26 protein-coding genes and 1 pseudogene are annotated in these 24,731 nt (G+C 61.2%); 14 read left to right on the top strand and 13 right to left on the bottom strand.

Features of this window, described 5'->3' with window-relative positions:
* A pseudogene (locus ACNFCJ_RS12800) lies at positions 1 to 160 on the top strand (IS5/IS1182 family transposase); the annotation flags it as partial.
* Between the two features lie 982 nt (positions 161 to 1,142).
* On the opposite strand, the gene cysN reads toward ACNFCJ_RS12800, so the two are convergent.
* From cysN to ACNFCJ_RS12815, 3 genes are all read right to left on the bottom strand, one after another.
* Positions 1,143 to 3,038 carry a sulfate adenylyltransferase subunit CysN gene (cysN, locus tag ACNFCJ_RS12805; RefSeq protein WP_256835551.1) on the bottom strand — a complete coding sequence of 632 codons (1,896 nt, stop codon included), beginning with the start codon at positions 3,036 to 3,038 and terminating at the stop codon, positions 1,143 to 1,145.
* A gap of 12 nt (positions 3,039 to 3,050) precedes the next feature.
* Positions 3,051 to 3,968: a sulfate adenylyltransferase subunit CysD gene (cysD, locus tag ACNFCJ_RS12810; protein ID WP_256835550.1), complete on the bottom strand. Its 918-nt coding sequence runs from the start codon at positions 3,966 to 3,968 to the stop codon at positions 3,051 to 3,053.
* A gap of 132 nt (positions 3,969 to 4,100) precedes the next feature.
* Positions 4,101 to 4,859, bottom strand: coding sequence for a Nif3-like dinuclear metal center hexameric protein (locus ACNFCJ_RS12815; RefSeq protein WP_416771705.1), 759 nt, complete (start codon positions 4,857 to 4,859; stop codon positions 4,101 to 4,103).
* A 110-nt stretch (positions 4,860 to 4,969) separates the two neighbouring features.
* On the opposite strand from ACNFCJ_RS12815, the gene algW reads away from it, so the two are divergent.
* The 3 genes from algW (at position 4,970) to ACNFCJ_RS12830 (ending at position 9,014) form a co-directional block, all read left to right on the top strand.
* Positions 4,970 to 6,112 carry a Do family serine endopeptidase AlgW gene (gene algW / locus ACNFCJ_RS12820; RefSeq protein WP_099522475.1) on the top strand — a complete coding sequence of 381 codons (1,143 nt, stop codon included), beginning with the start codon at positions 4,970 to 4,972 and terminating at the stop codon, positions 6,110 to 6,112.
* Between the two features lie 138 nt (positions 6,113 to 6,250).
* Positions 6,251 to 8,281, top strand: a complete 2,031-nt coding sequence (locus ACNFCJ_RS12825; protein ID WP_416771822.1) for a TonB-dependent siderophore receptor — start codon at positions 6,251 to 6,253, stop codon at positions 8,279 to 8,281.
* A 13-nt stretch (positions 8,282 to 8,294) separates the two neighbouring features.
* Entirely contained in the window at positions 8,295 to 9,014 is a 720-nt protein-coding gene (locus ACNFCJ_RS12830) for a DUF4198 domain-containing protein (protein ID WP_416771707.1), read from the top strand.
* A gap of 68 nt (positions 9,015 to 9,082) precedes the next feature.
* Here the strand turns inward: ACNFCJ_RS12830 and hisC are convergent, their stop codons facing one another.
* The 10 genes from hisC to ACNFCJ_RS12880 all read right to left on the bottom strand — a co-directional run bounded on the left by hisC (position 9,083) and on the right by ACNFCJ_RS12880 (position 17,072).
* The gene (gene hisC, locus ACNFCJ_RS12835; RefSeq protein WP_416771709.1) at positions 9,083 to 10,135 is read right to left on the bottom strand and encodes a histidinol-phosphate transaminase; all 1,053 of its coding nucleotides are present in this window, start codon (positions 10,133 to 10,135) and stop codon (positions 9,083 to 9,085) included.
* A 131-nt stretch (positions 10,136 to 10,266) separates the two neighbouring features.
* On the bottom strand, positions 10,267 to 11,577 hold the full coding sequence (hisD, locus tag ACNFCJ_RS12840) for a histidinol dehydrogenase (RefSeq protein ID WP_416771711.1): 1,311 nt from the start codon (positions 11,575 to 11,577) through the stop codon (positions 10,267 to 10,269).
* 122 nt (positions 11,578 to 11,699) lie between these two features.
* Positions 11,700 to 12,335 (bottom strand): ATP phosphoribosyltransferase, encoded by a 636-nt coding sequence (gene hisG / locus ACNFCJ_RS12845; protein ID WP_125833734.1) that lies wholly within the window; start codon positions 12,333 to 12,335, stop codon positions 11,700 to 11,702.
* A gap of 63 nt (positions 12,336 to 12,398) precedes the next feature.
* Positions 12,399 to 13,664 carry a UDP-N-acetylglucosamine 1-carboxyvinyltransferase gene (gene murA, locus ACNFCJ_RS12850; protein WP_106732748.1) on the bottom strand — a complete coding sequence of 422 codons (1,266 nt, stop codon included), beginning with the start codon at positions 13,662 to 13,664 and terminating at the stop codon, positions 12,399 to 12,401.
* 22 nt (positions 13,665 to 13,686) lie between these two features.
* Positions 13,687 to 13,926, bottom strand: a complete 240-nt coding sequence (locus tag ACNFCJ_RS12855) for a BolA family protein (RefSeq protein ID WP_003459267.1) — start codon at positions 13,924 to 13,926, stop codon at positions 13,687 to 13,689.
* A 117-nt stretch (positions 13,927 to 14,043) separates the two neighbouring features.
* A complete protein-coding gene (locus tag ACNFCJ_RS12860) occupies positions 14,044 to 14,352 on the bottom strand; it encodes an STAS domain-containing protein (RefSeq protein WP_416771713.1) in 309 nt (102 codons plus the stop codon).
* Positions 14,349 to 14,981 carry an MlaC/ttg2D family ABC transporter substrate-binding protein gene (locus ACNFCJ_RS12865; RefSeq protein ID WP_125833737.1) on the bottom strand — a complete coding sequence of 211 codons (633 nt, stop codon included), beginning with the start codon at positions 14,979 to 14,981 and terminating at the stop codon, positions 14,349 to 14,351. The genes ACNFCJ_RS12860 and ACNFCJ_RS12865 overlap by 4 nt, the downstream gene beginning before the upstream one ends.
* Positions 14,982 to 14,995: 14 nt before the next feature.
* The gene (gene mlaD, locus ACNFCJ_RS12870; protein ID WP_017678927.1) at positions 14,996 to 15,466 is read right to left on the bottom strand and encodes an outer membrane lipid asymmetry maintenance protein MlaD; all 471 of its coding nucleotides are present in this window, start codon (positions 15,464 to 15,466) and stop codon (positions 14,996 to 14,998) included.
* Positions 15,466 to 16,263: a lipid asymmetry maintenance ABC transporter permease subunit MlaE gene (gene mlaE / locus ACNFCJ_RS12875; protein WP_416771715.1), complete on the bottom strand. Its 798-nt coding sequence runs from the start codon at positions 16,261 to 16,263 to the stop codon at positions 15,466 to 15,468. Before mlaE ends, mlaD begins: the two co-directional genes overlap by 1 nt.
* Positions 16,263 to 17,072: an ABC transporter ATP-binding protein gene (locus ACNFCJ_RS12880; RefSeq protein WP_106732740.1), complete on the bottom strand. Its 810-nt coding sequence runs from the start codon at positions 17,070 to 17,072 to the stop codon at positions 16,263 to 16,265. The genes mlaE and ACNFCJ_RS12880 overlap by 1 nt, the downstream gene beginning before the upstream one ends.
* A gap of 506 nt (positions 17,073 to 17,578) precedes the next feature.
* Between ACNFCJ_RS12880 and ACNFCJ_RS12885 the strand changes: the two genes are divergently transcribed.
* From ACNFCJ_RS12885 to ACNFCJ_RS12930, 10 genes are all read left to right on the top strand, one after another.
* Complete coding sequence (locus ACNFCJ_RS12885; RefSeq protein ID WP_343349195.1) at positions 17,579 to 18,553, top strand: KpsF/GutQ family sugar-phosphate isomerase; 975 nt, start codon at positions 17,579 to 17,581, stop codon at positions 18,551 to 18,553.
* Positions 18,553 to 19,074 carry a KdsC family phosphatase gene (locus ACNFCJ_RS12890; RefSeq protein WP_003459242.1) on the top strand — a complete coding sequence of 174 codons (522 nt, stop codon included), beginning with the start codon at positions 18,553 to 18,555 and terminating at the stop codon, positions 19,072 to 19,074. Before ACNFCJ_RS12885 ends, ACNFCJ_RS12890 begins: the two co-directional genes overlap by 1 nt.
* An 8-nt stretch (positions 19,075 to 19,082) precedes the next feature.
* Positions 19,083 to 19,649, top strand: coding sequence for an LPS export ABC transporter periplasmic protein LptC (gene lptC / locus ACNFCJ_RS12895; protein ID WP_179575614.1), 567 nt, complete (start codon positions 19,083 to 19,085; stop codon positions 19,647 to 19,649).
* Entirely contained in the window at positions 19,636 to 20,175 is a 540-nt protein-coding gene (gene lptA, locus ACNFCJ_RS12900; RefSeq protein ID WP_021488070.1) for a lipopolysaccharide transport periplasmic protein LptA, read from the top strand. The genes lptC and lptA overlap by 14 nt, the downstream gene beginning before the upstream one ends.
* Complete coding sequence (lptB, locus tag ACNFCJ_RS12905; RefSeq protein ID WP_013714100.1) at positions 20,175 to 20,900, top strand: LPS export ABC transporter ATP-binding protein; 726 nt, start codon at positions 20,175 to 20,177, stop codon at positions 20,898 to 20,900. Before lptA ends, lptB begins: the two co-directional genes overlap by 1 nt.
* A 278-nt stretch (positions 20,901 to 21,178) precedes the next feature.
* A complete protein-coding gene (locus ACNFCJ_RS12910) occupies positions 21,179 to 22,672 on the top strand; it encodes an RNA polymerase factor sigma-54 (RefSeq protein WP_416771717.1) in 1,494 nt (497 codons plus the stop codon).
* Between the two features lie 99 nt (positions 22,673 to 22,771).
* A complete protein-coding gene (gene hpf, locus ACNFCJ_RS12915) occupies positions 22,772 to 23,080 on the top strand; it encodes a ribosome hibernation-promoting factor, HPF/YfiA family (protein ID WP_090427345.1) in 309 nt (102 codons plus the stop codon).
* Between the two features lie 12 nt (positions 23,081 to 23,092).
* Entirely contained in the window at positions 23,093 to 23,557 is a 465-nt protein-coding gene (ptsN, locus tag ACNFCJ_RS12920; protein WP_013714098.1) for a PTS IIA-like nitrogen regulatory protein PtsN, read from the top strand.
* A 1-nt stretch (position 23,558) separates the two neighbouring features.
* Positions 23,559 to 24,416, top strand: a complete 858-nt coding sequence (gene rapZ, locus ACNFCJ_RS12925) for an RNase adapter RapZ (RefSeq protein WP_416771719.1) — start codon at positions 23,559 to 23,561, stop codon at positions 24,414 to 24,416.
* A gap of 14 nt (positions 24,417 to 24,430) precedes the next feature.
* Positions 24,431 to 24,703, top strand: coding sequence for an HPr family phosphocarrier protein (locus tag ACNFCJ_RS12930; RefSeq protein WP_416771720.1), 273 nt, complete (start codon positions 24,431 to 24,433; stop codon positions 24,701 to 24,703).
* The last annotated feature ends 28 nt before the right edge of the window (positions 24,704 to 24,731 follow it).

A 24,731-nucleotide genomic window follows, 5' to 3' on the forward strand; every position in this document is an offset into this window, starting at 1 on the left:
CTTCGGCAACCTGAAGCAATGGATTTTGGGTAATGGTCGCTTCCTGCTCCGACAACTGCAGGGCGCTCGGACGGAAATGGCCCTGGCGGTCAACGCCTACAACCTGAAGCGCGCCATCAATGTGATGGGTGCCCGTCGGTTGATCGAGCTGTTGGGGTAAATCCCGCTTTCCATTTCCAAGCATCAAAAACACCAACGCCCCGAACCAGTCGGGGCGTTGGGTTTTTCTGGCGTCAGTGCGTTTTCACACGCTCTGCATTGCGGGGCTTTTTTATGCTTCCTCGCATAGTTTGGAGAACGTGCGGGTTGACGCACCGGACTGGCAAGTTTGTGTGAGCTTTCGATGACTTGGCACTATCCATTACCGCGTCTCCTGAACGTTTGGGTTGCGCCCCTTACCGGCGCCACACCTTTCTTGCTTGCCCAAGAAATGTGTGGCAAAGAAGGGCACCCCGACATCCGGGTTTCGCTGCGCGAAACTTCCCTCGCTCCGGCGCTGCTCCGGGGGCCGACTTACAAGGGCCATCCATGGCCCATTAAGCGGGGCCGCCATCGGTATTTCGCGGCATCCATGCAGCTCACTCCCCTACGCAACACCTCTGCTCGGCCTCCTGAAGGGGATCGGGGCGCAAGCTTGTAAGATTTCCACAGACTCAAGTTCGACGGCGTCTGTTCTTGCTTTTGCTCTTAGGCAGCGATCACGCAGACGCCGCCCAAGTCCCCTTCAGGAGGCCGAATGGAATCGCCACGTAAGGGGTTGAGCGACATGGATGTCGCGAGAGCCACGATGGGCCAGGGATGGCCCTTCGTGGCGTGCCCCTGGAGCGGTGATGGAACGAGGGAACCCCGGCGTAGCCGGGGCCGAATGTCGGGGGTGCCCTTCTCTTTGGTTACTTTCTCTTGGGCAAGCAAGAGAAAGTGCCGGCCCGTAAGGGGCGAAACCCATCAGGCCAGGCGGCGCGTGAATGGAGAGTGCCAAGTCATCGAAAGCTCACACGTAATTGCCAGCCTGGCGCCAAGCGTATCCTCGTCGCGAAAATGCGGAGAACCTTTTTATTGGGTAAAGATCGCCGGCTCCGCCCGCAGCCGGGAATAAAAAAGCCCCGCTAATAAGCGGGGCTCATCATGCAGCATCGCGAATGTTAGATCGCGCCGCGACTACGCAGCAGATCCAACACCGCCTTGACGCCCTCGTCGACCGACTGCGACTGGGTGTCGATCACCAGATCGGCATCCAGCGGTACGTCGTAAGGGAAGCCCTCGCCTGGGATGTTGTCACCACCGGCCGCGTACAGCCCCTGCGGATCACGTTCGGCGCAAATCTGCGGCGACGCCTGCACATAAACGGTCAGCGCACGCTCGCGACCGATCAGCACCTTGGCCTGCTCACGCCCTTCTGCATCCGGGGCGACGAAGGCGGCCAGGGCAATCATCCCCGCCTCGTTGAACTGACGCGCCACGTGCGCGGCACGGCGCCAGTTCTCGGCACGCCCGGCGCGATCCTGCGGCAGGCCCTTGTTCAGGTCATGACGCAGATTCTGGCCATCGAGCACATATACGGCGCGGCCCATGTCAAACAACTTGCGCTCGACGGCATAGGCCAGGGTGCTCTTGCCGGCGCCAGAAAGCCCCGTGAACAACACGGTAGCCGGCTGCTGGCCAAAGCGCGAAGCACGCTCCTCAGTGGACACATGCGCCAGACGGCCGTGCTGTCCGCCGCCATGAGAGACCGGGTCGGCAATGATCATGCCGGCGCCGACGGTACCATTGGTCAGGCGGTCGACGACGATGAACGCACCGGTGGTGCGGTTGTATTCGTAGCCATCCAGAGCAATCGGCGCATCCAGGGCGACCTTGACCCGGCCAATTTCGTTGAGTTTCAACTCACTGGCAGCACCCTGTTCCAGGGTATTCACGTCGACGCGATGGACGATGCTCGGGATCGACCCCGGTACATAGCTGGTGGCGCGTTTGATGTCGTACTTCTTGCCCGGCAGCATCGGCTCTTCGCCCATCCACACCAGCATGGCCTCGAAGCTGTCGGTGACCTGCGGACGGTTGTCGGCATGCACCAGCATGTCGCCACGCGACACGTCGATCTCGTCTTCCAGGGTCAGGGTGATGGCCTGGCCCGGGCCGGCATGTTCCAGCTCGCCCTCGAAGGTGACGATGGACTTGACCTTGCTGGTCTTGCCCGACGGCAGCGTCATGACTTCATCGCCCTTGCGCACGATGCCGCTGGCCAGGGTGCCGGCAAAACCGCGGAAGTTCAGGTTCGGACGGTTGACGTACTGCACCGGGAAGCGCAGGTCGTCGAAGTTTCGATCACCCGCCACTTCGACGGTCTCGAGAATCTCCATCAGCGACTGCCCGGTGTACCAGGGCGAGCGCTCGGACTTGTTGACCACGTTGTCACCCTTGAGCGCCGACATCGGCACGAACTCGAGGGTGGTGGGGCGCAGACCGATCTTCTCGGCGAAGGCCAGGTAATTGGCCTTGATCTGCTCGAACACGCCCTGATCGAAGTCCTTGAGGTCCATCTTGTTGACGGCCACGACGATGTGTTTGATGCCCAGCAGGGACGCGATGAAGCTGTGGCGCTTGGTCTGGGTCTGCACGCCGTAACGGGCATCGATGAGGATGATCGCCAGGTCGCAGGTGGATGCACCGGTGGCCATGTTGCGCGTGTACTGCTCATGGCCGGGGGTATCGGCGATGATGAACTTGCGCTTGGCGGTACTGAAGTAACGGTAGGCCACGTCGATGGTGATGCCCTGCTCGCGCTCAGCCTGCAGGCCGTCGACCAGCAGCGCCAGGTCGATGTCATCGCCGGTGGTGCCGACCTTCTTGGAATCCTTGGTGATGGCTTCCAGATGATCCTCGTAGATCATCTTGGAGTCGTGCAGCAGGCGGCCGATCAGCGTGCTCTTGCCGTCATCGACGTTGCCGCAGGTAAGGAAGCGCAGCAGTTCCTTGCGCTCGTGCTGGGCCAGGTAGGCGAGAATGTCCTGGCTGATCAAATCGGATTGGTGACTCATGGTGCGCGATCCTCAGAAATAGCCCTGACGTTTCTTCTCTTCCATCGAACCAGCCTGGTCGTGGTCGATGACCCGGCCTTGGCGTTCACTGGTCTTGGTCAGGAGCATCTCCTGGATGATTTCCGGCAGCGTGGTCGCGGTGGACTCCACGGCGCCGGTCAGCGGGTAGCAGCCGAGGGTGCGGAAACGCACCATCTTCTTGGTGATGCGCGCCTTCTCTTCATCGGACAGATGCTCGAGGATGCGCTCATCATCGATCATGATCAGCGTGCCATTCTTCTCGATCACCTCGCGCTCGGCAGCGAAGTACAGCGGCACGATTGGAATCTGCTCCAGGTAGATGTACTGCCAGATGTCCAGTTCGGTCCAGTTCGACAGCGGGAAAACGCGGATCGACTCGCCCTTCTTCACCTTGCCGTTGTACACGTTCCACAGCTCGGGGCGCTGGTTCTTCGGGTCCCAGCGGTGCTTGCTGTCGCGGAAGGAATACACACGCTCCTTGGCACGCGACTTCTCTTCGTCGCGACGCGCGCCACCGAAGGCGGCGTCGAAACCGTACTTGTCCAGCGCCTGTTTGAGGCCTTCGGTCTTCATCACGTCGGTGTGCTTGGCACTGCCGTAGGTGAAGGGATTCATGTCCTGCGCCACACCATCGGGGTTGATGTGGGTGATCAGGTCCAGGCCCATCTCGCTGACCATCTTGTCGCGAAAGCTGTACATCTCCTGGAATTTCCAGCGGGTGTCGACGTGCATCACCGGAAACGGCAGTTTGCCTGGGAAGAATGCCTTGCGGGCCAGATGCAGCATCACGGCTGAATCCTTACCGATGGAATAGAGCATCACCGGGTTATCGAATTCGGCGGCCACTTCACGAATGATGTGGATGCTTTCCGCCTCCAGCTGCTTGAGATGGGTCAATTTGTCGAGCATGGCTACTCACGGATTGCTGTTATGGGGCCGGCGGGCCGTGGACGAGCGCGCACTCTACCACAGCACCTGCTTATACTCAGGGCGCCAGTTAGATCGAAACGTTCTAGCGTTATGCCTACCCGTCTGGATGATTCAGACCGGATTGGGGCAGTCGATGAACAGGTGTTCAAGGGCGAAGCGACGCGCCAGATAATCGCCCAGTGCCTGCACGCCATAGCGCTCGGTGGCATGATGGCCCGCGGCGATGAAGCTCACGCCATTCTCGCGCGCGCTGTGGAAGGTCTGCTCCGAGGCTTCGCCGGTCAAGTACAGATCGACCCCGGCCGCTACCGCCTGATCGATGTAGCCCTGCCCACCACCGGTGCACCAGCCGACGCGACGGATCAGCCCTTCGCCCTCCACCAGCAGCGGTTCACGCCCGAGCACCTGCTGCACGTGGCGGGCGAAATCGACGGCGCTCACGGGCTCGGTCAGCGAGCCGACGAGGCCAACAGTACGCGGATTTTCCGGCTCCAGTGGCCCTTCGACGACGATGCCCAACTGCCGTGCGAGCTGCACGTTGTTGCCCACCTCAGGGTGCACATCCAATGGCAGGTGATAGGCCAGCAGGCTAATGTCGTTGGCCAGCAGCGCTTTCAGGCGACGCTGCTTCATGCCAGTGACACAGGGGTTCTCACCCTTCCAGAAATAGCCGTGATGCACCAGCAGCACATCGGCTTCGGCCTCGATGGCAGCGTCGATCAGCGCCTGGCTGGCGGTAACGCCGCTGACGATGCGGCGGACCTGCGGGCGACCCTCGACCTGCAGGCCATTGGGGCAGTAATCACTGATTCGCGACGCATTAAGAAAAGCGTCAGCTTCTTCCACTAGCGTGGTCAGGGCAATGGCCATGAAGATTCCTCACAAGCTGTTGCGGGCCGCTGCCTAATTGGCGAGCACCTCACTATAATGCGCCACCTTAAGGGCCGGATTTGGCCCCTGCAACTCTCAGGATTGTCTCGATGCCCCAGGCACTGCGTTTTCTCGGTTGGCCCCTGCTGGTTGGCGTGCTGCTCGCACTCCTGCTGATCCAGCGCTACCCGGAATGGGTCGGTTTGCCACGCCAGGAAGTGCAACTGGTGCAGGCCCCGCTCTACAGCCGCCTGCAGGAAGGCCCGGTATCCTACGCCGAAGCCGTCGACACCGCCTCGCCTGCAGTGGCCAACCTGTACACCACCAAGCTGGTGAGCAAGCCAACCCATCCGCTGTTCGAAGACCCGACCTTCCGCCGCTTCTTCGGTGACAACCTGCCCCGTCAGCAGCGCATGGAATCGAGCCTGGGTTCGGCCGTGCTGATGAGCCGTGAAGGCTACCTGCTGACCAACAATCACGTGGTCAGCGGTGCCGACCAGATCGTCGTCGCCCTCAAGGATGGCCGCGAAACCCTGGCACGGGTGATCGGCAACGACCCGGAAACCGACCTCGCGGTCTTGAAGATCGACCTGCCCAATCTCCCGGCGATCACGCTCGGGCGCTCCGACAGGATTCGTATCGGTGATGTCACCCTGGCCATCGGCAACCCCTTCGGCGTCGGCCAGACCGTGACCATGGGCATCATCAGCGCCACCGGGCGCAACCAGCTGGGCCTCAACACCTACGAAGACTTCATCCAGACCGATGCGGCAATCAACCCGGGCAACTCCGGCGGTGCGTTGGTCGATGCCCACGGCAATCTGGTCGGCATCAACACCGCGATCTTCTCCAAGTCCGGCGGCTCGCAGGGCATCGGCTTCGCCATACCGGTGAAACTGGCGATGGAAGTGATGCAGGCGATCATCGAACATGGTCAGGTGATTCGCGGCTACCTGGGTGTCGAGGTGCAACCACTTACGCCGGAACTGGCCGAGTCCTTCGGCCTCGATGGCCGCCCCGGCATTGTCGTCGCCGGGGTCTATCGCGACGGCCCAGCGCAGAAAGCCGGCCTGCAGCCTGGCGACCTGATTCTCAGCATCGACGGCGAAGCGGCCAGCGACGGCCGGCGTTCGATGAACCAGGTAGCGCGCACCAAGCCTGGCGACAAGATTCGCATCGAGGTACTGCGCAACGGCAAATCGCTGGAGCTGAGCGCCGAGATCGGCATTCGCCCTCCCGTTAACGGCAACTGATCGGCGAGCATTTTCAAGTGGGAACTTTTCTCGATTGAGGTTATTGTAATGTTATTACATTAATCACAATCATCCGGAGACTTCCCCTTGCGCGTCATTACCGCCTTGCTTGCCGGCAGCCTGTTAACACCCTGCGCTATTGCCGCCGAATCTCCGGCACAACTGGCTGACAGCATCATCAGCGCCTCCGGTGAACAAGCCGACGGGCCGGTGCAGGGCTACCGCGCCAAGCGCTCATCCAGCGCCACCCGCACCGACACCCCAATCAGCGAAATCCCCCAGGCTATCAGCGTGGTTCCCGCCCAGGTGCTGGACGATCTCGGCAGCAGCCGTATAGACCGCGCCCTGGATTTCGCTGGCGGCGTCTCGCGGCAGAACAATTTCGGCGGCCTGACATTTCTCAACTACAGCGTGCGTGGCTTCACCACTGGCGAGCTGTATCGCAACGGCTTCGCCATCAACCGCGGCAGCTACAGCTCGCCGGACGCATCAGCCATCGAGCGTCTGGAAGTGCTCAAAGGACCGGCCGCCGCTCTCTACGGCCGCGGCGATCCCGGCGGGCTGGTCAACATCGTCACCAAGCGCCCGCAACTGGAGCCCTTCACTCAATTCAAAGCCAGCGCCGGACGCTGGGATCGCTACCGCAGCAGTCTCGACGTCAACACACCGCTGAACGAGGACGGCACCCTGCTGTCGCGGGTCAACCTGGCAGTCGAAGACAACGGCAGTTTTCGCGATCACGTTGGCAACCAGCGACAGATCATCAACCCGACCTTCAGTTGGCAGCTGTCGCCCGACACCCTGCTGATGATCGACAGCGAATTTTCCCGCACCGACTCGGTGTTCGACCGTGGCATTCCCGCCGTCGACGGCAAGATGGGCGCAGTCAAGCACTCGACCTTTCTCGGCGAGCCCAACGACGGCAAGATCCGCAACGACAACCAGTTGCTGCAGGTCAGCCTCGAGCACTACCTTAACGATGCCTGGAAACTGCGCCTGGCCAGCCATTACAGCCAGGGCACGCTGGACGGCAACAGCTCCGAACCATCGCGCCTGATTGGCGATCAGGTCACGCGCTTCTATCGCGAGCGCCGCTTCGAATGGAACGACAGCATCACCCAGGCCGAACTGCATGGGCAGTTCGAACTGGCAGGTTGGCAACATCAGACGCTACTTGGGCTGGAATACGAGAACTATCGCAACAGCCAGAAGTACCCGCAAAGCGTTACCGGCCTGGGCTATGGCCAGGACATCTACAACCCTATCTATGGTCAGCCCAAGCCGCCTATCGTCAATCCCAACGATTTCCACGAGCACACCGAAAGCTTCGCCCTCAACCTGCAGGATCAAATCAGCTTCAACGAGCGCTGGAGCGGCCTACTCGGCGTGCGTCTGGAGCGTTTCGAGCAAACCGCACTGAACCGCAGTACCCGCGTCAGCAACGAGCAGAGCAAGGATGTCGCTACCCCGCGCGCCGGCGTGCTCTATCAGCTGACGCCAGAGGTCGGCGTGTTCGCCAATGCCTCGATGTCGTTCAAGCCCAACACCATCGGCGCCCAAGGGCAGGTATTCAAACCGGAGAAAGGCCTCGGCTATGAAACCGGCCTCATGCTCGACCTGCTCGACAGCCGCCTCGGCGCCACCGTGGCACTGTTCCATATCGACAAGGAAAACGTGCTGACTGCCGACCCGAACAACCCCGGCGACAGCATCGCCGCCGGCAAGGCGCGCAGCCAGGGTCTGGACCTGCAGGTCAGCGGCCAGCTCACCGATGCCCTACGTGTGATCGGCGCCTACGCCTACATCGATGCTGAGGTGACCAAGGACAACAGCATTCCCGAAGGAAGTGACCTGCTCGGCATCGCCCGCAACAGCGCCAGCCTGATGGGCGTCTACCAGTTCCAGGGGGGCTCGCTGCTGGGCTCGGAACTCGGAGCAGCAGTCAACTACGTCGGTGATCGCTCCGGGCAGACCGGCAGCGATTTCGAGTTGCCGGCTTATACCACCGTCGATCTGCTGGCGCGCTGGCAGGCCACCAAGGACCTGAACCTGGGTCTGAACCTCAACAACCTGTTTGATCGCAAGTACTACGAGCGCTCGTTCAACAACGTCTGGGTAATGCCCGGCGACCCTCGCAATCTCAGCGTCAGCCTGACCCTCAACCTTTGAATCGGAGATTCACATGCGTATTCCTGCCTACCTGCTTCTCGCCGGCCTGTTCGCCAGCAGCAGCGTTCTCGCTCACGGCCTCTGGACCGAGGAGCGCCGCGGCAATATCGAAGTCGTCTACGGCCACGGTGCCGAGGACGATGCCTTCAAGGCGGAAAAGATCAGCGGCGCCTGGGCCTATGACGCGGCAGGTCGAATGATTCCGGTGACCGTCGAACGTCTGGTCGACCACGCCCGCCTGCAACCTTTGAAGAAACCCGCCGTACTCGGTGTCGCGCTGGACAATGGCGCCTGGTCGAAAACCCCGGAAGGCCAATGGATCAACCAGGGCCGCAGCCAGGTGGCGAACTCGACCCAGTCGCTGCACACCTACAAATACAGCCTGGCGATCTACTCAGAAGACGCCAAGCTGCCTGCGCTGGAACACCTGAAGATGGTCATAGTGCCGGAAACCGACCCGCTCAAGGTCGGCCCAGGCAAGCCGCTGCCAGTGCGCGTGCTAGTGGACGGCAAGCCGATGGCAGGCGTAGAGCTGGTCGGCGACTATCGCGGCGCGCCGCATCAGGTCAGCGCGGTAACCGATGCCGAGGGTCGCGCCCAGATAACGGTGCGCAACGAGGCACTGAACATCATCAGCGCCTCGGTCTACGTACCGGTGGAGAACGACCCGAATATCGAGAGCCGTGGTCTGTTCACCTCACTGACCTTCCTCGGCCAGCCGCACCACGAGTAACCCCCTCAGTGCCATGAAAAAAGCCGGTAACACTCACGCGTCACCGGCTTTGCTAAGGCTCGTATCGATTACAGCCCGCGCAGCGCATCCAGCAGTGCCTGGTTCTGCTCCGGCGTACCGATGGTGATACGCAGGAACTGGGCGATGCGCTGTTGCTTGAAGTGACGCACGATCACGCCCTGCTCACGCAGGCCCGCGGCCAAAGTCGCTGCATCCTTGCCCGGATGACGGGCAAAGACGAAGTTCGCTGCCGAAGGCAGCACCTCGAAACCCAGCCCCTGCAGGCCCGCAACCACCGCCTCACGACTCTCGATCACCTGCTGGCAGGTTTTCTCGAAATAATCACGGTCCTCGAACGCTGCGGCTGCACCGGCGATGGCCGCTCGATCGAGCGGGTAGGAGTTGAAGCTGTTCTTGATTCGCTCCAGCGCTTCGATCAGATCCGAGTGGCCAACCGCGATGCCGACGCGCAGCCCAGCTAGCGAGCGCGACTTGGACAGGGTCTGGGTGACCAGCAGGTTGGGGTATTTGTCGACCAGGGCGATGGCGGTCTGACCGCCGAAGTCGATATACGCCTCATCGACCAGCACGACCGAATCCGGGCTGTCTTGCAGCAGGCGCTCGATGGCCTCGAGCGGCAACAGGCACCCCGTCGGAGCATTGGGGTTGGGGAAGATGATGCCAGCGTTCGGCCTGGCGTAATCCTCCACGCGGATCTGGAACTGCTCGTCCAGCGGCACCTGCTGCTGCTCGATACCGTACAGGCCGCAATAAACCGGATAGAAGCTGTAGCTGATGTCCGGGAACAGCAGCGGCGCGTCATGCTGGAACAGGCCATGGAACGCGTGCGCCAGTACCTCGTCAGAGCCGTTGCCGACGAACACCTGATTGGTCTGCACGCCATAGTAGACAGCCACTGCTTGCTTCAGGCGGTCGCTGTTGGGGTCCGGGTACAAACGCAGGTTGTCGTTGACCTCGGCCTGCATCGCCGCAATGGCCTTGGGCGACGGACCATAAGGGTTCTCGTTGGTATTGAGCTTGACCAGCTTGCTCAGCTTGGGCTGCTCACCTGGCACATAGGGCACCAGGTCTTTGACGAAGGGGCTCCAGAATTTGCTCATCTGCCCTTCTCTCCTCGAAATACGTTGCATGGGGCGATGGATAACGCTTCGTTCAACCTGCAAAGCGCGATCCCGTAGGGTGCGCCGTGCGCACCAAAACATTCACAAGGTGCGCACAGCGCACCCTACACTCAGGGCTTGATACGGTACTCGGCGCTGCGCGCATGCGCGGTCAGCGACTCACCACGGGCCAGCACCGAGGCGCTCTTGCCCAGCTCCGACGCACCATCCGGCGAACAGAAGATTATCGACGAGCGCTTCTGGAAGTCATACACACCCAGCGGCGAGGAGAACCGCGCGGTGCCAGATGTCGGCAGCACGTGGTTCGGGCCCGCTACATAGTCACCCAAGGCTTCTGCTGTGTAGCGACCCATGAAGATCGCACCGGCGTGGCGAATCTCAGGCAGCCAGGCTTCCGGGTCGGCGACCGACAGCTCCAGGTGCTCGGGCGCGATACGGTTGGCCACCTCGATGGCCTGCGCCATGTCGGCTACCTGGATCAGCGCGCCACGGCCTTCCAGCGAAGTGCGGATGATTTCGGCACGCTCCATGGTCGGCAGCAGCTTGGCGATGCTTTCAGCGACGCGGTCGAGGAAGGCGGCATTCGGGCTGACCAGAATCGACTGGGCGTCCTCATCGTGCTCAGCCTGGGAGAACAGATCCATGGCGATCCAGTCCGGATCGGTCTGGCCGTCACAGACCACGAGGATCTCCGACGGCCCGGCGATCATGTCGATGCCAACCTTGCCGAACACGTGGCGCTTGGCGGTGGCCACATAGATGTTGCCGGGGCCGACGATCTTGTCCACCGGCGGCACGCTCTCGGTGCCGTAGGCCAACGCGGCCACAGCCTGGGCGCCACCGATGGTGAACACACGATCGACACCGGCGATGGCGGCAGCAGCGAGAACGATCTCGTTGATCTCACCGCGCGGGGTCGGCACCACCATTACCACTTCCGGCACGCCGGCGACCTTGGCCGGAATGGCGTTCATCAGCACCGAGGACGGGTAGGACGCCTTGCCGCCCGGCACGTACAGGCCGGCGCGATCCAGCGGGGTGACCTTCTGCCCCAACACCGTGCCGTCGGCTTCGGTGTAGCGCCAGGAGTCCTGCTTCTGCTTCTCGTGGTAGCTGCGCACCCGCTCGGCGGCCACTTCCAGCGCCTGGCGCTGCTCGGCACTGATTCGGGTCAGGGCCAGTTCCAGGCGCTCACGCGGCAGGATCAGGTCGGCCATGGAAGCGACCTGCAGACCATCGAAACGCTGGGTGTACTCGACCAGGGCGGCATCGCCGCGCTCACGCACGGCCAGGATGATTTCCAGCACGCGCTGGTTGACGCCATCGTCGGACACGCTCTCCCAGCTCAGCAGATGATCCAGGTGTCGGGCGAAATCCTGGTCAGCGGCATTGAGTCGGCGAATGGCGATTGGAGCAGTCATGGCTAAGCCTCGTGTGATGGCAAATTTCAGGCGCCGCTAGAGTAGCAAGCCCACCGTGCGGGCACCTGAGAATTTGGCTATGACACGGATAGGCTGCCGCGACCAGTGGTCGCGGTGAGGATTCAGCCTTGGTGTCGCGCCTCGATGGCGCCACGCAGGGTATCGATCAGCGCCTGGATGCGCGCGTGCTGCATCTTCATCGAGGCCTTGTTGACGATCAGCCGCGAGCTGATGGTAGCGATCAGTTCCTGCGGTTCCAGGCCGTTGGCACGCAGGGTGTTGCCGGTGTCGACCACGTCGATGATCTTGTCGGCCAGGCCCACCAGCGGCGCCAGCTCCATCGAACCGTACAGCTTGATGATGTCGACCTGACGGCCCTGCTCGGCGTAGTAGCGCTTGGCGACGTTGACGAACTTGGTGGCCACGCGCAGGCGGCCTTTCGGCTCCAGCGCACCGACCTTGCCAGCCGTCATCAGCTTGCACTTGGCGATCTGCAGATCCAGCGGCTCGTAGATGCCCTGGCCGCCGTACTCCATCAGTACATCCTTGCCGGCGACACCCAGATCAGCGGCACCGTGCTCGACATAGGTCGGCACATCGGTGGCACGCACGATAAGCAGGCGCACGTCATCCTGAGTGGTCGGGATGATCAGCTTGCGGCTCTTGTCCGGGTTCTCGGTCGGCTCGATACCCGCTGCGGCCAGCAACGGTAGGGTGTCATCGAGAATGCGGCCTTTGGACAGGGCAATGGTCAGCATGAAACGGTTTCCTTGAACGGAAGCGGCCGCCCCGACAGGGAGCAGCCCTACGACAACGGCCTGTTAGCCCGGAACGCGGCGGATCTTGGCGCCGAGCAGTTGCAGCTTCTCTTCGATGCACTCGTAACCACGGTCGATGTGGTAAATGCGATCGATCAGCGTATCGCCGTCAGCCACCAGCGCGGCGAGTACCAGACTCGCCGAGGCGCGCAGGTCGGTGGCCATAACAGGCGCGCCCTTGAGCTTGTCGACCCCGGTAACCACGGCCGTATTGCCTTCGACCAGGATGTTGGCGCCCATACGCAGCATCTCGTAGACGTGCATAAAACGGTTTTCGAACACAGTTTCGATGATGGTGCCAGTGCCTTCGGCCACCGCGTTCAGGGCGATGAACTGCGCCTGCATGTCGGTGGGGAACGCCGGATAGGGAGCGGTGCGCAGGTTGACGGCTTTCGGGCGCTTGCCCTTCATGTCCAGCTCGATCCAGTCCGGGCCGGTAGTGATTTCGGCGCCAGCCTCCTGTAGCTTGGCCAGCACGGCCTCCAGCGTCGAAGGGTCGGCGTCCTTGACCTTGACCCGGCCACCGGTAACGGCGGCGGCAACCAGATAGGTACCGGTTTCGATACGGTCGGGCATGACGTTGAAACGCGCACCGTGCAGGCGCTCGACGCCGTCGATGATGATGGTATCGGTGCCGGCGCCCTGGATCTTCGCGCCCATTGCGATCAGGCAGTTGGCCAGGTCGACCACCTCAGGCTCACGCGCGGCGTTTTCCAGCACGCTGCGACCCTTGGCCAGGGTCGCGGCCATCATGATGTTCTCGGTACCGGTCACGCTGACTACGTCGAAGAAGAAGTGCGCCCCGCGCAAGCCACCTTCCGGGGCCTTGGCCTTGATGTAGCCACCTTCGACATCGATGATCGCGCCCATGGCCTCGAGGCCACGGATGTGCAGATCGACCGGACGCGAACCGATGGCGCAACCACCGGGCAGCGCCACCTCGGCCTCACCGAAGCGGGCGACCATCGGGCCGAGCACCAGAATCGAGGCGCGCATGGTTTTTACCAGCTCGTAAGGCGCGACCAGGGTCTTGATCGCACGGGCGTCAACTTCCACCGCCAGTTTTTCGTCGATCACCGGCTCGATGCCCATGCGGCCGAACAGCTCGATCATGGTGGTGATGTCGTGCAGGTGCGGCAGGTTGCAGATGGTGACGGGGGCGTCGCCCAGCAGGGTGGCCGCCAGAATCGGCAGAGCAGAGTTTTTCGCACCGGAAATGCGGATTTCGCCATCGAGGCGAGCGCCGCCGGTAATGATCAGTTTATCCATAGGAATCTCGTCGCCCGCAGGCTCAGGAACGCGCGGCCCAATCGGCCTGGCTGAAGAATTTCATGGTCACGGCGTGGATGCTGCCATCAGCGATCCAGGCATTGAGGTGGGCATAGATCTGCTGCTGACGCTTGACCGGGCTGAGGGCGGCCAGTTCGTCGCTGATCAGGTTGAGCTGGAAGTTGCAGCCTTCGCCTTCGACTTCCACCTGGGTATTCGGGAGTTTTTCCTCTAGGAGGCTTTTTACTTCTGCAGCCTGCATGCTCGACCTCGACTGACGCATTCGGGCACCTGAGCCCGCGGGTCGGCCATGATACAAAAAAGCCTCCCGCCTGCGAACCCCGCCAACACCGGTGCTGACGGAACGACGGGAGACGCTTCACGCTTGCAGCGGTAGCAACTCCAGCAGGCCGCTGACCTGAGCGATCTCACGCATGTCATCGGGCAGCGCACTGATTGTCAGCTCACGCCCTGCCTTGCGCGCATCACGCATGAACGCCAGCAACAGCGCCAGACCGACGCTGCTGGACTTTTCCACCGCGCTACAGTCGAGCGCCAGGCTCGCGGCGCTGCTCGCGGCGATCAGGCGCGCGCCCTGCTCACGTAGCAGCGGGCCAGTACTGTAATCGAGCACGCCACTGAGCTGAAATTGCCCAGCGGCGCGCTCGCTGATGGTCGCCTGACTCACGATTCGCCTCGAGCCTGACGCGCCCTGGCAACGGTATCAGCCCAGGTGTCGATGACCTTATCCAGATCGTTGCGATTGTTCTGCATGGACTGAGCGAACTGATCGCGGAACAGCTTGCCGACATTGATGCCGTTGATCACCACGTTACGCAACTTCCAGCCGCCATCCATCGACACCATGGTGTAGGACAGCGGATAAACCGCGCCCTTGCCGTCACGAATCTCCATGCCGACCGACGTGCGCTCGCCTTCGGCCCTGCCGCTGGCCGGCAGCACGCGAATGTCCTGATTGTTGTACTCGAGCAGGGCATTGCCATAGAACTGCATCAGGCTGCGCTTGAAGTTCTCCTGAAAGCGGCTCATCTGCTCAGGCGAGGCCTGACGCGAGTAGCGCACGGTCATCACACCACGGGCGATGCCATCGACGTCCACCACCGGGCCGAGAATCTCGTTGAGCGAGTCGTAGAAGGCATTGGGGTTGCTGCGGTACTGCTCCTTGTTGGCCTTGAGGTCAGCCAGCAGGGTTTCGGTGGTTTGCTGCACCACTTCATGGGCGCTTGGCGCAGCGGTGGCCAGCAGCGGCATGGTAGCCAGCAACACCAGCAGGGAATTACGCACGGTTTTGAACATGTCAGGAGCCCTCATCAATTGGCTTCATCTTTATTGACCGAATTGAGCAGGAATTTGCCAATCAGGTCTTCCAGCACCAGCGAGGACTGCGTGTCGTGAATGGTGCTGCCGTCCTTGAGCACCTCCTCGTCACCACCAACGCTGATGCCGATGTATTTCTCACCGAGTAGCCCCGCAGTCAGGATCGACGCAGTGGAATCCTCAGGCAGGTTATTGACGCCACCATCGAGCTCCAGGGTCACCCGGCCCATGTAGCTGTCACGATCCAGATCGATCGCAGTGACCTTGCCGATGCTCACGCCGGCCATGGTGACCTTGGCGCGCACGGTCAGCCCGGCGATGTTGTCGAAGTAGGCGTAGACCTTGTAGGTATCGCCAGCACTGCCGACGCTCAGGCCGCTGACGCGCAGGGCCAGCAACAGCAGGGCCAGCACACCGGCCATGAGGAACAGGCCGACACCAATCTCCAGCGTGCGGTTTTGCATCAGAAATCTCCAAACATCAAAGCGGTCAGAATGAAATCCAGGCCAAGCACGGCCAGCGAGGCGTACACCACGGTGCGCGTGGTCGCACGGCTGATGCCTTCGGAAGTGGGTTCACAGTCGTAGCCCTGGAATACGGCGATCCAGGTCACCACGAAGGCGAAGACGATGCTCTTGATCAGGCCGTTGAGCACGTCGTCATAAAAGGAAACACTGTTCTGCATGTTCGACCAGAACGAGCCCTCGTAAACGCCCAGCCAATCCACGGCGACCATGGCCGCACCCCAAATGCCGACCACGCAGAAGATCATCGCCAGCAGCGGCATCGAGATGAAGCCGGCCCACAGCCGCGGCGCGACGATGTACTTGAGCGGGTCGACGCCAATCATCTCCAGGCTGGAAAGCTGCTCGGTGGACTTCATGTTGCCGATTTCGGCAGTCAGCGCCGAGCCGGCGCGACCGGCGAACAGCAGCGCGGTCACCACCGGGCCAAGTTCACGCAGCAGAGTCAGGGCGACCATCTGCCCAACAGCCTGTTCGGAGCCATAGCTGACCAGAATGTTGTAGCCCTGCAGGGCCAACACCATGCCTATGAAGATGCCGGACACCACGATGATCGCCAGCGACATCACGCCAACCGCGAACAGTTGCTTGATCAACAGCTGCAAAGGCTTGCCGGCACGGCTGCGACCGAACAGAGCGCTGACCAGAAACAGCACCGAACGCCCCAGTGTCGCGACCACATCGATACCCGCACGACCGAACAGCCGCAGCCGTTCGAGCGGTGAATTTCTGCGCATCATCCTCTCCCCAACAGATCTTCGCGGTAGTCCGGCGCTGGAAAATGAAACGGCACCGGCCCATCCGGAATGCCCTTCATGAACTGGCGAATACGTGGATTATCCGATTCCATCAACTCGGCCGGAGTGCCCTGCCCCAACACCTGAGCATCACCGACGACATAGATGTAATCGGCGATGCTGGCCGTTTCTGCAAGGTCGTGAGACACCACCACGCTGGTGATCCCCAGTGCATCGTTGAGCAGGCGGATCAGGCGCACCAGAACACCCATGGCGATGGGGTCCTGGCCGACGAACGGCTCGTCATACAGCAGAATCTGCGGATCGAGCGCAATGGCTCGGGCCAGCGCGACACGGCGTTTCATGCCGCCAGACAGCTCGTCCGGCATCAGATCCAGCGCCCCGCGCAAGCCAACGGCCTGCAGTTTCATCAGGACGATGTCGCGGATCATTTCTTCAGGAAGCTTGGTGTGTACGCGCAGAGGGAATGCCACGTTCTCGAACACATCGAGATCGGTGAACAGCGCGCCGCTCTGGAACAGGACGCCCATCTGCTTGCGCATATCGAACAGTTCGTCGCGCGAGAGCTTCGGCAGACTGACGCCGTCGACGCGCACATCGCCTGCAGAAGGACGCAGCTCGGCAGCGATAAGGCGCAGCAGCGTGGTCTTGCCGCAGCCGGAGGGGCCCATGATGCCGGTCACCTTGCCGCGCGGTATGCGGATATCGACCTTGTCGAAAATCGATCGCGCGCCACGCTGAAAGCTGACGCCCTGCAACTCGATCGCGTACTCGTGCTCGGCGCTCATCTGAACTCCTTGAAAATAAGGCCTTCCTGGCAGACGCCGCCTCCAGAAGCGAAGACACGCGCCAATTAGGGTCTGTTCCCGTTTCATCGCGAGCCGCGTTGCCGCGAGAAATGATCCCCGGTTAGGCGCAGGACGCCGGCAATGGCCGTCCCTTGCCAAGTCCTGCAACGACAGCGGGGATCATTTCCCGCGCAACCCGGAGGGCCGGGCCTGTTTTGCCGCGATGCGGTGTTACTCGATGACTTATTTAGACGACTAAACTTCGCATCTCGTGCCTTGCCTCGCGGCAAAACAGGCTCCGGCGCGGCCGCGAGCGAAACGAGAACAGACCCTATCGGGCCAAAATGGCCGCGAACTATAGCATTTGCCGAACATGCCACCCAATAGCGCTCCAAAGCGGCGTTCAGACTTGCGACAGTTTCGAGGTTGGCTCGTTGCACCGAGGGTGAGCGCGGGAAGCTTTTCCGTTTATAATCCCCATCTTTTTCGCTCGACAGCCTTACTCAATGAACCAGACCCGCGACCTGATTGATTCCGCACAGCGCACCATCCGCCTCGAAATTGAAGCGGTGCAGGAGCTATTGCCCCGTATCAATGCCGACTTCATCAAGGCCTGCGAGCTGATTCTCAGCTGCAAGGGCCGCGTGGTCGTGGTTGGCATGGGCAAGTCCGGGCATATCGGCAACAAGATCGCTGCAACTCTGGCCAGCACCGGTACTACGTCGTTCTTTGTCCACCCGGCAGAAGCCAGCCATGGCGACATGGGCATGATCACCAAGGACGACATCGTTCTGGCACTGTCGAACTCGGGCTCGACCGCCGAGATCGTTACCCTGCTGCCACTGATCAAGCGCCTCGGTATCCGCCTGATCAGCATGACAGGCAACCCTGAGTCGCCGCTGGCCAAGGCAGCCGAGGTCAATCTGGATGCACGCGTCTCGCAGGAAGCCTGCCCGCTGAACCTGGCACCCACTTCCTCGACCACTGCCAGCCTGGTACTGGGCGACGCCCTGGCTATCGCCCTGCTCGAAGCGCGCGGCTTCACCGCCGAAGACTTCGCCTTCTCCCATCCGGGCGGCGCCCTTGGCCGGCGCCTGCTGCTCAAGGTAGAGAACGTGATGCACAGCGGCGAGAGCCTGCCTCAAGTCACCCGTGGCACCAGCCTGCGTGACGCCCTGCTGGAAATGACCCAGAAAGGCCTGGGCATGACCACCGTCCTGGAGGCTGATGGCCATCTGGCCGGGATCTTCACCGATGGCGACCTGCGCCGCGCACTGGACAAGGGCATCGATGTACGCGATGCCCGGATCGACGACGTGATGACGCCGCATGGCAAGACCATTCGCGCCGAGATGCTCGCCGCCGAAGCCCTGAAGATCATGGAAGACAACAAGATCAGCGCCCTGGTGGTAGTCGATAGTGATGATCGCCCGATCGGCGCGTTCAACCTCGGCGATCTGCTGCGCGCGGGGGTAATGTGATGAACGAACTACTGCAACGCGCACGCGCTGTGAAACTGGCGATCTTCGACGTCGATGGCGTATTGACCGACGGCCGCCTGTACTTTCTCGAAGACGGCAGCGAGTTCAAGACCTTCAACACGCTCGACGGCCACGGCATCAAGATGCTGATCAACTCGGGCGTGCGCACGGCCATCATCAGCGGCCGCAAGACACCTGTGGTGGAGCGCCGCGCCAACAACCTGGGTATCCAGCACCTGTTCCAGGGTCGTGAAGACAAACTCGTGGTACTCGACGGCCTGCTCGCCGAACTCGGCCTAAGCTATGAACAGGTCGCCTATCTTGGTGACGACCTACCAGACCTTCCGGTGATTCGCCGTGTCGGATTGGGCATGGCCGTGGCCAGCGCCGACAGCTTCGTCCGCCAGCACGCCCACGGCGTAACCCAGGCGCGCGGCGGGGATGGTGCGGCGCGGGAATTCTGCGAACTGATCATGCGTGCCCAAGGCACACTGGATGCGGCCCAAGCCGCCTACCTGTAGAGAACAGCATGCCGCGTAAAATCCTCAATACCCTGATCTTTGCTCTGATTGCAGTCGTCGTGGCCGCACTCGGTTACTGGAACCTTGCCCCGGACAGCGCGCGCCAGGCCCAGCAGGCCAGCGATGACAACGTCGTCGACTTCTATGCAGTGGGCGCGCGTACCGTGCAGTTCCAGGATGACGGCAAACTGCACTACCGCATGACCGCGGACAAGCTCGAACACATCAAAAGCACCGATATCACCCTGGTCGACACCCCCAAGCTGAAGCTATATCGCGGCACTGAGTTGCCCTGGGACGTCACCAGTCAGCGTGCCGAAGTCTCGCCCGGCGGCGTCGAGGTAGAACTGATCGACGACGTGCGCATCGCCCGCACCGATGCCAAGAACCGTCCAACCATCATCACCAGCAGCCGCATGACCGTTATTCCTGACAAGGAATATGCGCAGACCGAGCAAGCCGTTAGAATCGTCGCGGCCAACGGGGTAACCACGGCACAAGGAATGAAAGCGTACTTGAATGACGGCAGGATGCTCCTGCAGTCCAACGTAAGAGGCCAGCATGAGGTTCGTTAATACCCTCCCCCTGATTCTCAGCCTCGGCGCCGCATTGGGAAGCGCGGCTGCCTGGGCACTGCCATCGGATCGCGATCAACCGATTCGCATCCAGGCCGACAGCGCAGAACTGGATGACCGACAAGGTGTAGCCGTCTACCGCGGCGATGTGATCATCACTCAGGGCACCCTGAAGATCACGGGCGACACCGTCACCATCACCCAGACCGCCAGTGGCGACATCGACGTCTTCACATCGGTCGGCAATCTGGCCTACTACGAGCAGAAGCCGGCTGTGGACAAGGACATCGTCAAGGCCTACGGCAAGACCATCCAGTACTTCGCCAGCAATGAGCGCATCGTACTGATCGACCAGGCCAAGGTGATTCAGGAAGGCAATACCTTCGAAGGCGAGAAGATCGTCTACGACACCCGCCGCCAGATCGTAAACGCCGGTCGCGCTACAGGCGGCAACGTCAGCACACCGCGCCCGCGTATCGACATGGTCATCCAACCGAAGAACAAACCCGCGGATCAGCAGCAGTAATGGCCATTCTCAAAGCCCAACACCTGGCGAAAAGTTACAAGAGCCGCCAGGTCGTGCGTGACGTCAGCCTGAGCATCGAAAGCGGTCAGATCGTTGGCCTGCTCGGCCCCAATGGCGCCGGCAAGACCACCTGCTTCTACATGATCGTCGGCCTAGTGCGCGCCGACCAGGGCCGCGTACTGATCGACGACCTCGATGTCAGTCATCAGCCCATGCACGGCCGCGCTCGCGCGGGCATCGGCTACCTGCCGCAGGAAGCGTCGATCTTCCGCAAACTGTCGGTGGCCGACAACATCATGGCCATTCTCGAAACACGCAAGGACTTGGACCGCGCCGGACGCCAGGCGGAGCTGGAAAACCTGCTGCAGGAATTCCATATCCACCATATCGCCGACAGCCTCGGCATGAGCCTGTCCGGCGGTGAGCGACGCCGCGTAGAGATTGCCAGAGCCCTGGCGACCAACCCCAAGTTCATTCTGCTCGACGAACCCTTTGCCGGTGTCGACCCGATTTCGGTTGGCGACATCAAGCAGATCATCCACCACCTCAAGACCAAGGGCATCGGCATTCTGATCACCGATCACAACGTGCGCGAAACCCTGGACATCTGCGAAACCGCCTACATCGTCAACGATGGGCAACTGATCGCCGAAGGCGACGCCGAGACCATCCTCGCCAACCAGACGGTGAAAGAGGTGTACCTGGGCCACGAATTCCGTCTGTGACAGGCTGCATAAAAACTACTGCGCTCGGTGTCACTGCGTTAAAAACAACCTCGAAATGCTCATTTACAGTCGTAAACAGCGCTTTCTCGCTTGTTTTTGCCTTGCCTCACCTTCGCTCGCTACGCTTTCACACAGCCTGTAGGCCGCACATTTTTTCGCGACAGAAATATTGCAACCCCTAGGCAAAAACGAGAAATTCAGGCATATAATTTGCTTCCTGGCGGCGCTTCGGCGCCCTGATGTGGAAGGCGTAACTCGCCAGTAAATTAAGGTCTGCAATGAAACCATCGCTAGTCCTCAAGATGGGCCAGCAGCTGACGATGACCCCGCAGCTGCAACAGGCTATCCGCCTCCTCCAACTGTCTACCCTGGACCTGCAACAGGAAATCCAGGAGGCGCTGGAGTCCAACCCCATGCTCGAGCGCCAGGAAGAAGGCGACGACTTCGACAACAGCGATCCAATGGCTGATGGCGCCGAAAGCGCCACTCCGACCCCGAACAAGGAAGAGAGCTACCAGGAAACCACCCCGACTGTGGATAACCTGGAAGAAGGCGACTGGGGCGAGCGCATTCCCAACGAGCTGCCAGTCGACACCGCCTGGGAAGACATCTACCAGACCAGCGCCAGCAGCCTGCCCAGCAACGATGATGACGAGTGGGACTTCACCACTCGCACCTCCAGCGGCGAAAGTCTGCACAGCCACCTGTTCTGGCAACTGAACCTGGCGCCCATGTCGGACAAGGATCGCCTGATCGCGGCCACCCTGATCGACTGCATCAACAACGACGGCTACCTCGAAGAAACCCTCGAGGAAGTGACCGAATCCTTCGACCCCGAACTGGATGTCGAACTGGATGAAGTGGAAGTGGTGCTGCACCGCATCCAGCAGTTCGAACCTGCTGGTATCGGCGCCCGTAACCTGCGTGAGTGCCTGCTGCTACAACTGCGTCAGTTGCCCGCCAACACCCCCTGGCTGAGCGAAACCCAGCGCGTGGTCGGCGATTACCTGGAACTGCTCGGCAGCCGCGATTACGCCCAACTGATGCGCCGTACCAAGCTCAAGGAAGACGAACTGCGCCAGGTCATCGACCTGATCCAGCGCCTGAATCCGCGTCCGGGTTCGCAAATCGAGTCCAGCGAGCCGGAATACGTCGTACCGGACGTGATCGTGCGAAAGCACAACGACCGCTGGCTGGTGGAACTGAACCAGGAAGCCATGCCACGCCTGCGCGTCAACCCGCAGTATGCCGGCTTCGTAAAACGCGCCGACTCCAGCGCCGACAACACCTTCATGCGCAACCAGTTGCAGGAGGCACGCTGGTTCATCAAGAGCCTGCAGAGCCGCAACGAAACACTTATGAAGGTGGCCACGCAAATCGTCGAGCACCAACGTGGTTTTCTCGACTACGGCGACGAGGCGATGAAGCCTCTGGTCCTGCACGACATCGCCGAAGCAGTGGGCATGCACGAGTCGACGATCTCACGCGTGACCACGCAGAAATTCATGCACACGCCACGCGGTATTTACGAGCTGAAATATTTCTTCTCCAGCCACGTCAGCACCTCTGAAGGCGGCGAATGCTCGTCCACCGCGATCCGCGCCATCATCAAAAAACTGGTTGCGGCGGAAAACGCGAAAAAGCCATTGAGTGACAGCAAGATCGCTGGTTTACTGGAGGCACAAGGCATCCAAGTCGCCCGTCGGACGGTCGCCAAGTATCGCGAGTCCCTCGGTATAGCGCCCTCCAGTGAACGCAAGCGACTGATGTAGGCCAGATCGACTGAAGGCACAAGGTCTTCAGGCCAAAGTGTTCCGGCGGCGGGTCGAATAGGGCCCGTCTCTTACACAAGGCAACAAGGAGAAAGCGGTATGCAAGTCAACATCAGTGGACATCAGCTGGATGTGACCGACGCCCTGCGTGACTACATCGGCGAGAAACTGGGCCGACTGGAACGCCACTTCGACAAGATCACCAACGTTCAGGTGATCATGGAGGTCGAGAAACTCAAGCAGAAGATCGAAGCCACCCTGCATGTCGCCGGCGGCGAAGTCGTCGCCAATGCCGAACATCAGGATATGTACGCTGCCATCGACCTGTTGGCCGATAAACTCGACCGTCAACTCATCAAGCACAAGGAAAAGCAGCTCGAGCGCCTGCAAGGCGCCACGGCCCGCTAACATTCCCCATCCATGATCCGACTTGAAAATATCCTGACCCCCGGCCGTTCCCTGGTGAACGTGCCGGGCGGCAGTAAGAAACGCGTGCTCGAACAGATCGCCAATCTGGTTGCGCGCGACCTGCCCGACCTGGATGCCCAGGACATCTTCGAAAGCCTCATCGCCCGCGAGAAGCTCGGCTCCACCGGCTTCGGCAACGGCATCGCCATTCCCCACTGCCGCCTGGCAGGCTGCAGCGCCCCCATCAGCGCCGTACTGCACCTCGATGCGGCTGTCGACTTCGACGCCATCGACGGCGCACCGGTCGACCTGCTGTTCGTCCTGCTGGTGCCGGAGGCGGCAACCGACGCGCACCTGGAGTTACTGCGCCAGATCGCCAGCATGCTTGATCGCCAGGATGTACGTGAACGTCTACGCCAGGCCAACAATGGCGGAGATCTCTATCAGGTCGTGGTGGACATTCAGAACGGTCAATGACATGCGCCTGATCATCGTCAGCGGTCGCTCGGGCTCGGGCAAGAGCACCGCCCTCGATGTACTTGAGGACAACGGTTTCTATTGCATCGACAACCTGCCGGCCGGGCTGCTACCGGACCTCGCCGAGCGCTTCCTGCCGCACAGCGACATGCTGCTGCCGCAAGTGGCTGTCTCCATCGATGCACGTAACCTGCTGAGTCAGCTCAAGCGTTTCCCCGAGCTGCTCGAAGAAGTACGCAAACGTAACATCCGCTGCGATGTGCTCTATCTCGACGCCGAAGACGAGACGCTGCTCAAGCGTTTTTCGGAAACCCGCAGGCGCCATCCGCTGACCAACGATAACCGCTCGCTGGCAGAAGCCATTGCGTACGAAAGTCTGCTGCTGGCGCCAATCACTGATCGTGCCGATCTGAAGATCGACACGACTCGACTGAACCTTTATCAGTTGCGCGACACGCTAAAGCTGCGCCTGCTGGGTCAGGTACAGACTGGCACCGCCTTTCTCGTCGAGTCCTTCGGTTTCAAACGTGGCATGCCGGTCGACGCCGATCTGGTATTCGATGCACGTTGCCTGCCCAACCCATACTGGAAGCCTGAGCTGCGCGACTATTCCGGCCTGGATCAGCCCGTGGTCGACTACCTGGCCGCGCAACCGGAAGTCGAGGAAATGTATCAGGACATCCTCGCCTATCTGGAAAAATGGCTGCCGCGCTTCGCCGCCAGCAACCGCGCCTATGTCACCATCGCCATTGGTTGCACCGGTGGTCACCACCGCTCTGTGTATCTGGCCAATCGCCTAAGCCAGGCACTCAAAGACTCGCTGAAGAACGTCCAGGTGCGTCACCGCGACCTCAGCTAAGGAGCCATGCCGCGATGCCCGCACGTGAAATCACCATCATCAACAAGCTTGGTCTGCACGCCCGCGCCGCGGCGAAATTCGTCGGTGTGGCGAGCAGCTATCCCTGCCAGGTGCGCATCGGCCGCAGCGCCGAAAGCCTGGTGGACGGCAAGAGCATCATGGCCGTGATGATGTTGGCTGCCGGCAAGGGCACCAATGTGCACCTGCTGACCGAGGGCGAGCAGGACGAAGAAGCGATGGCCGCCCTGGTGGGCCTGATAGAGAACTACTTCGACGAAGGCGAGTAACCCCTCCTGACAAAAACGACAAGGCCAC

It is taken from the genome of Pseudomonas sp. NY15364 (assembly GCF_048068235.1).
Classification (GTDB): Bacteria; Pseudomonadota; Gammaproteobacteria; order Pseudomonadales; family Pseudomonadaceae; genus Aquipseudomonas; species Aquipseudomonas mendocina_D.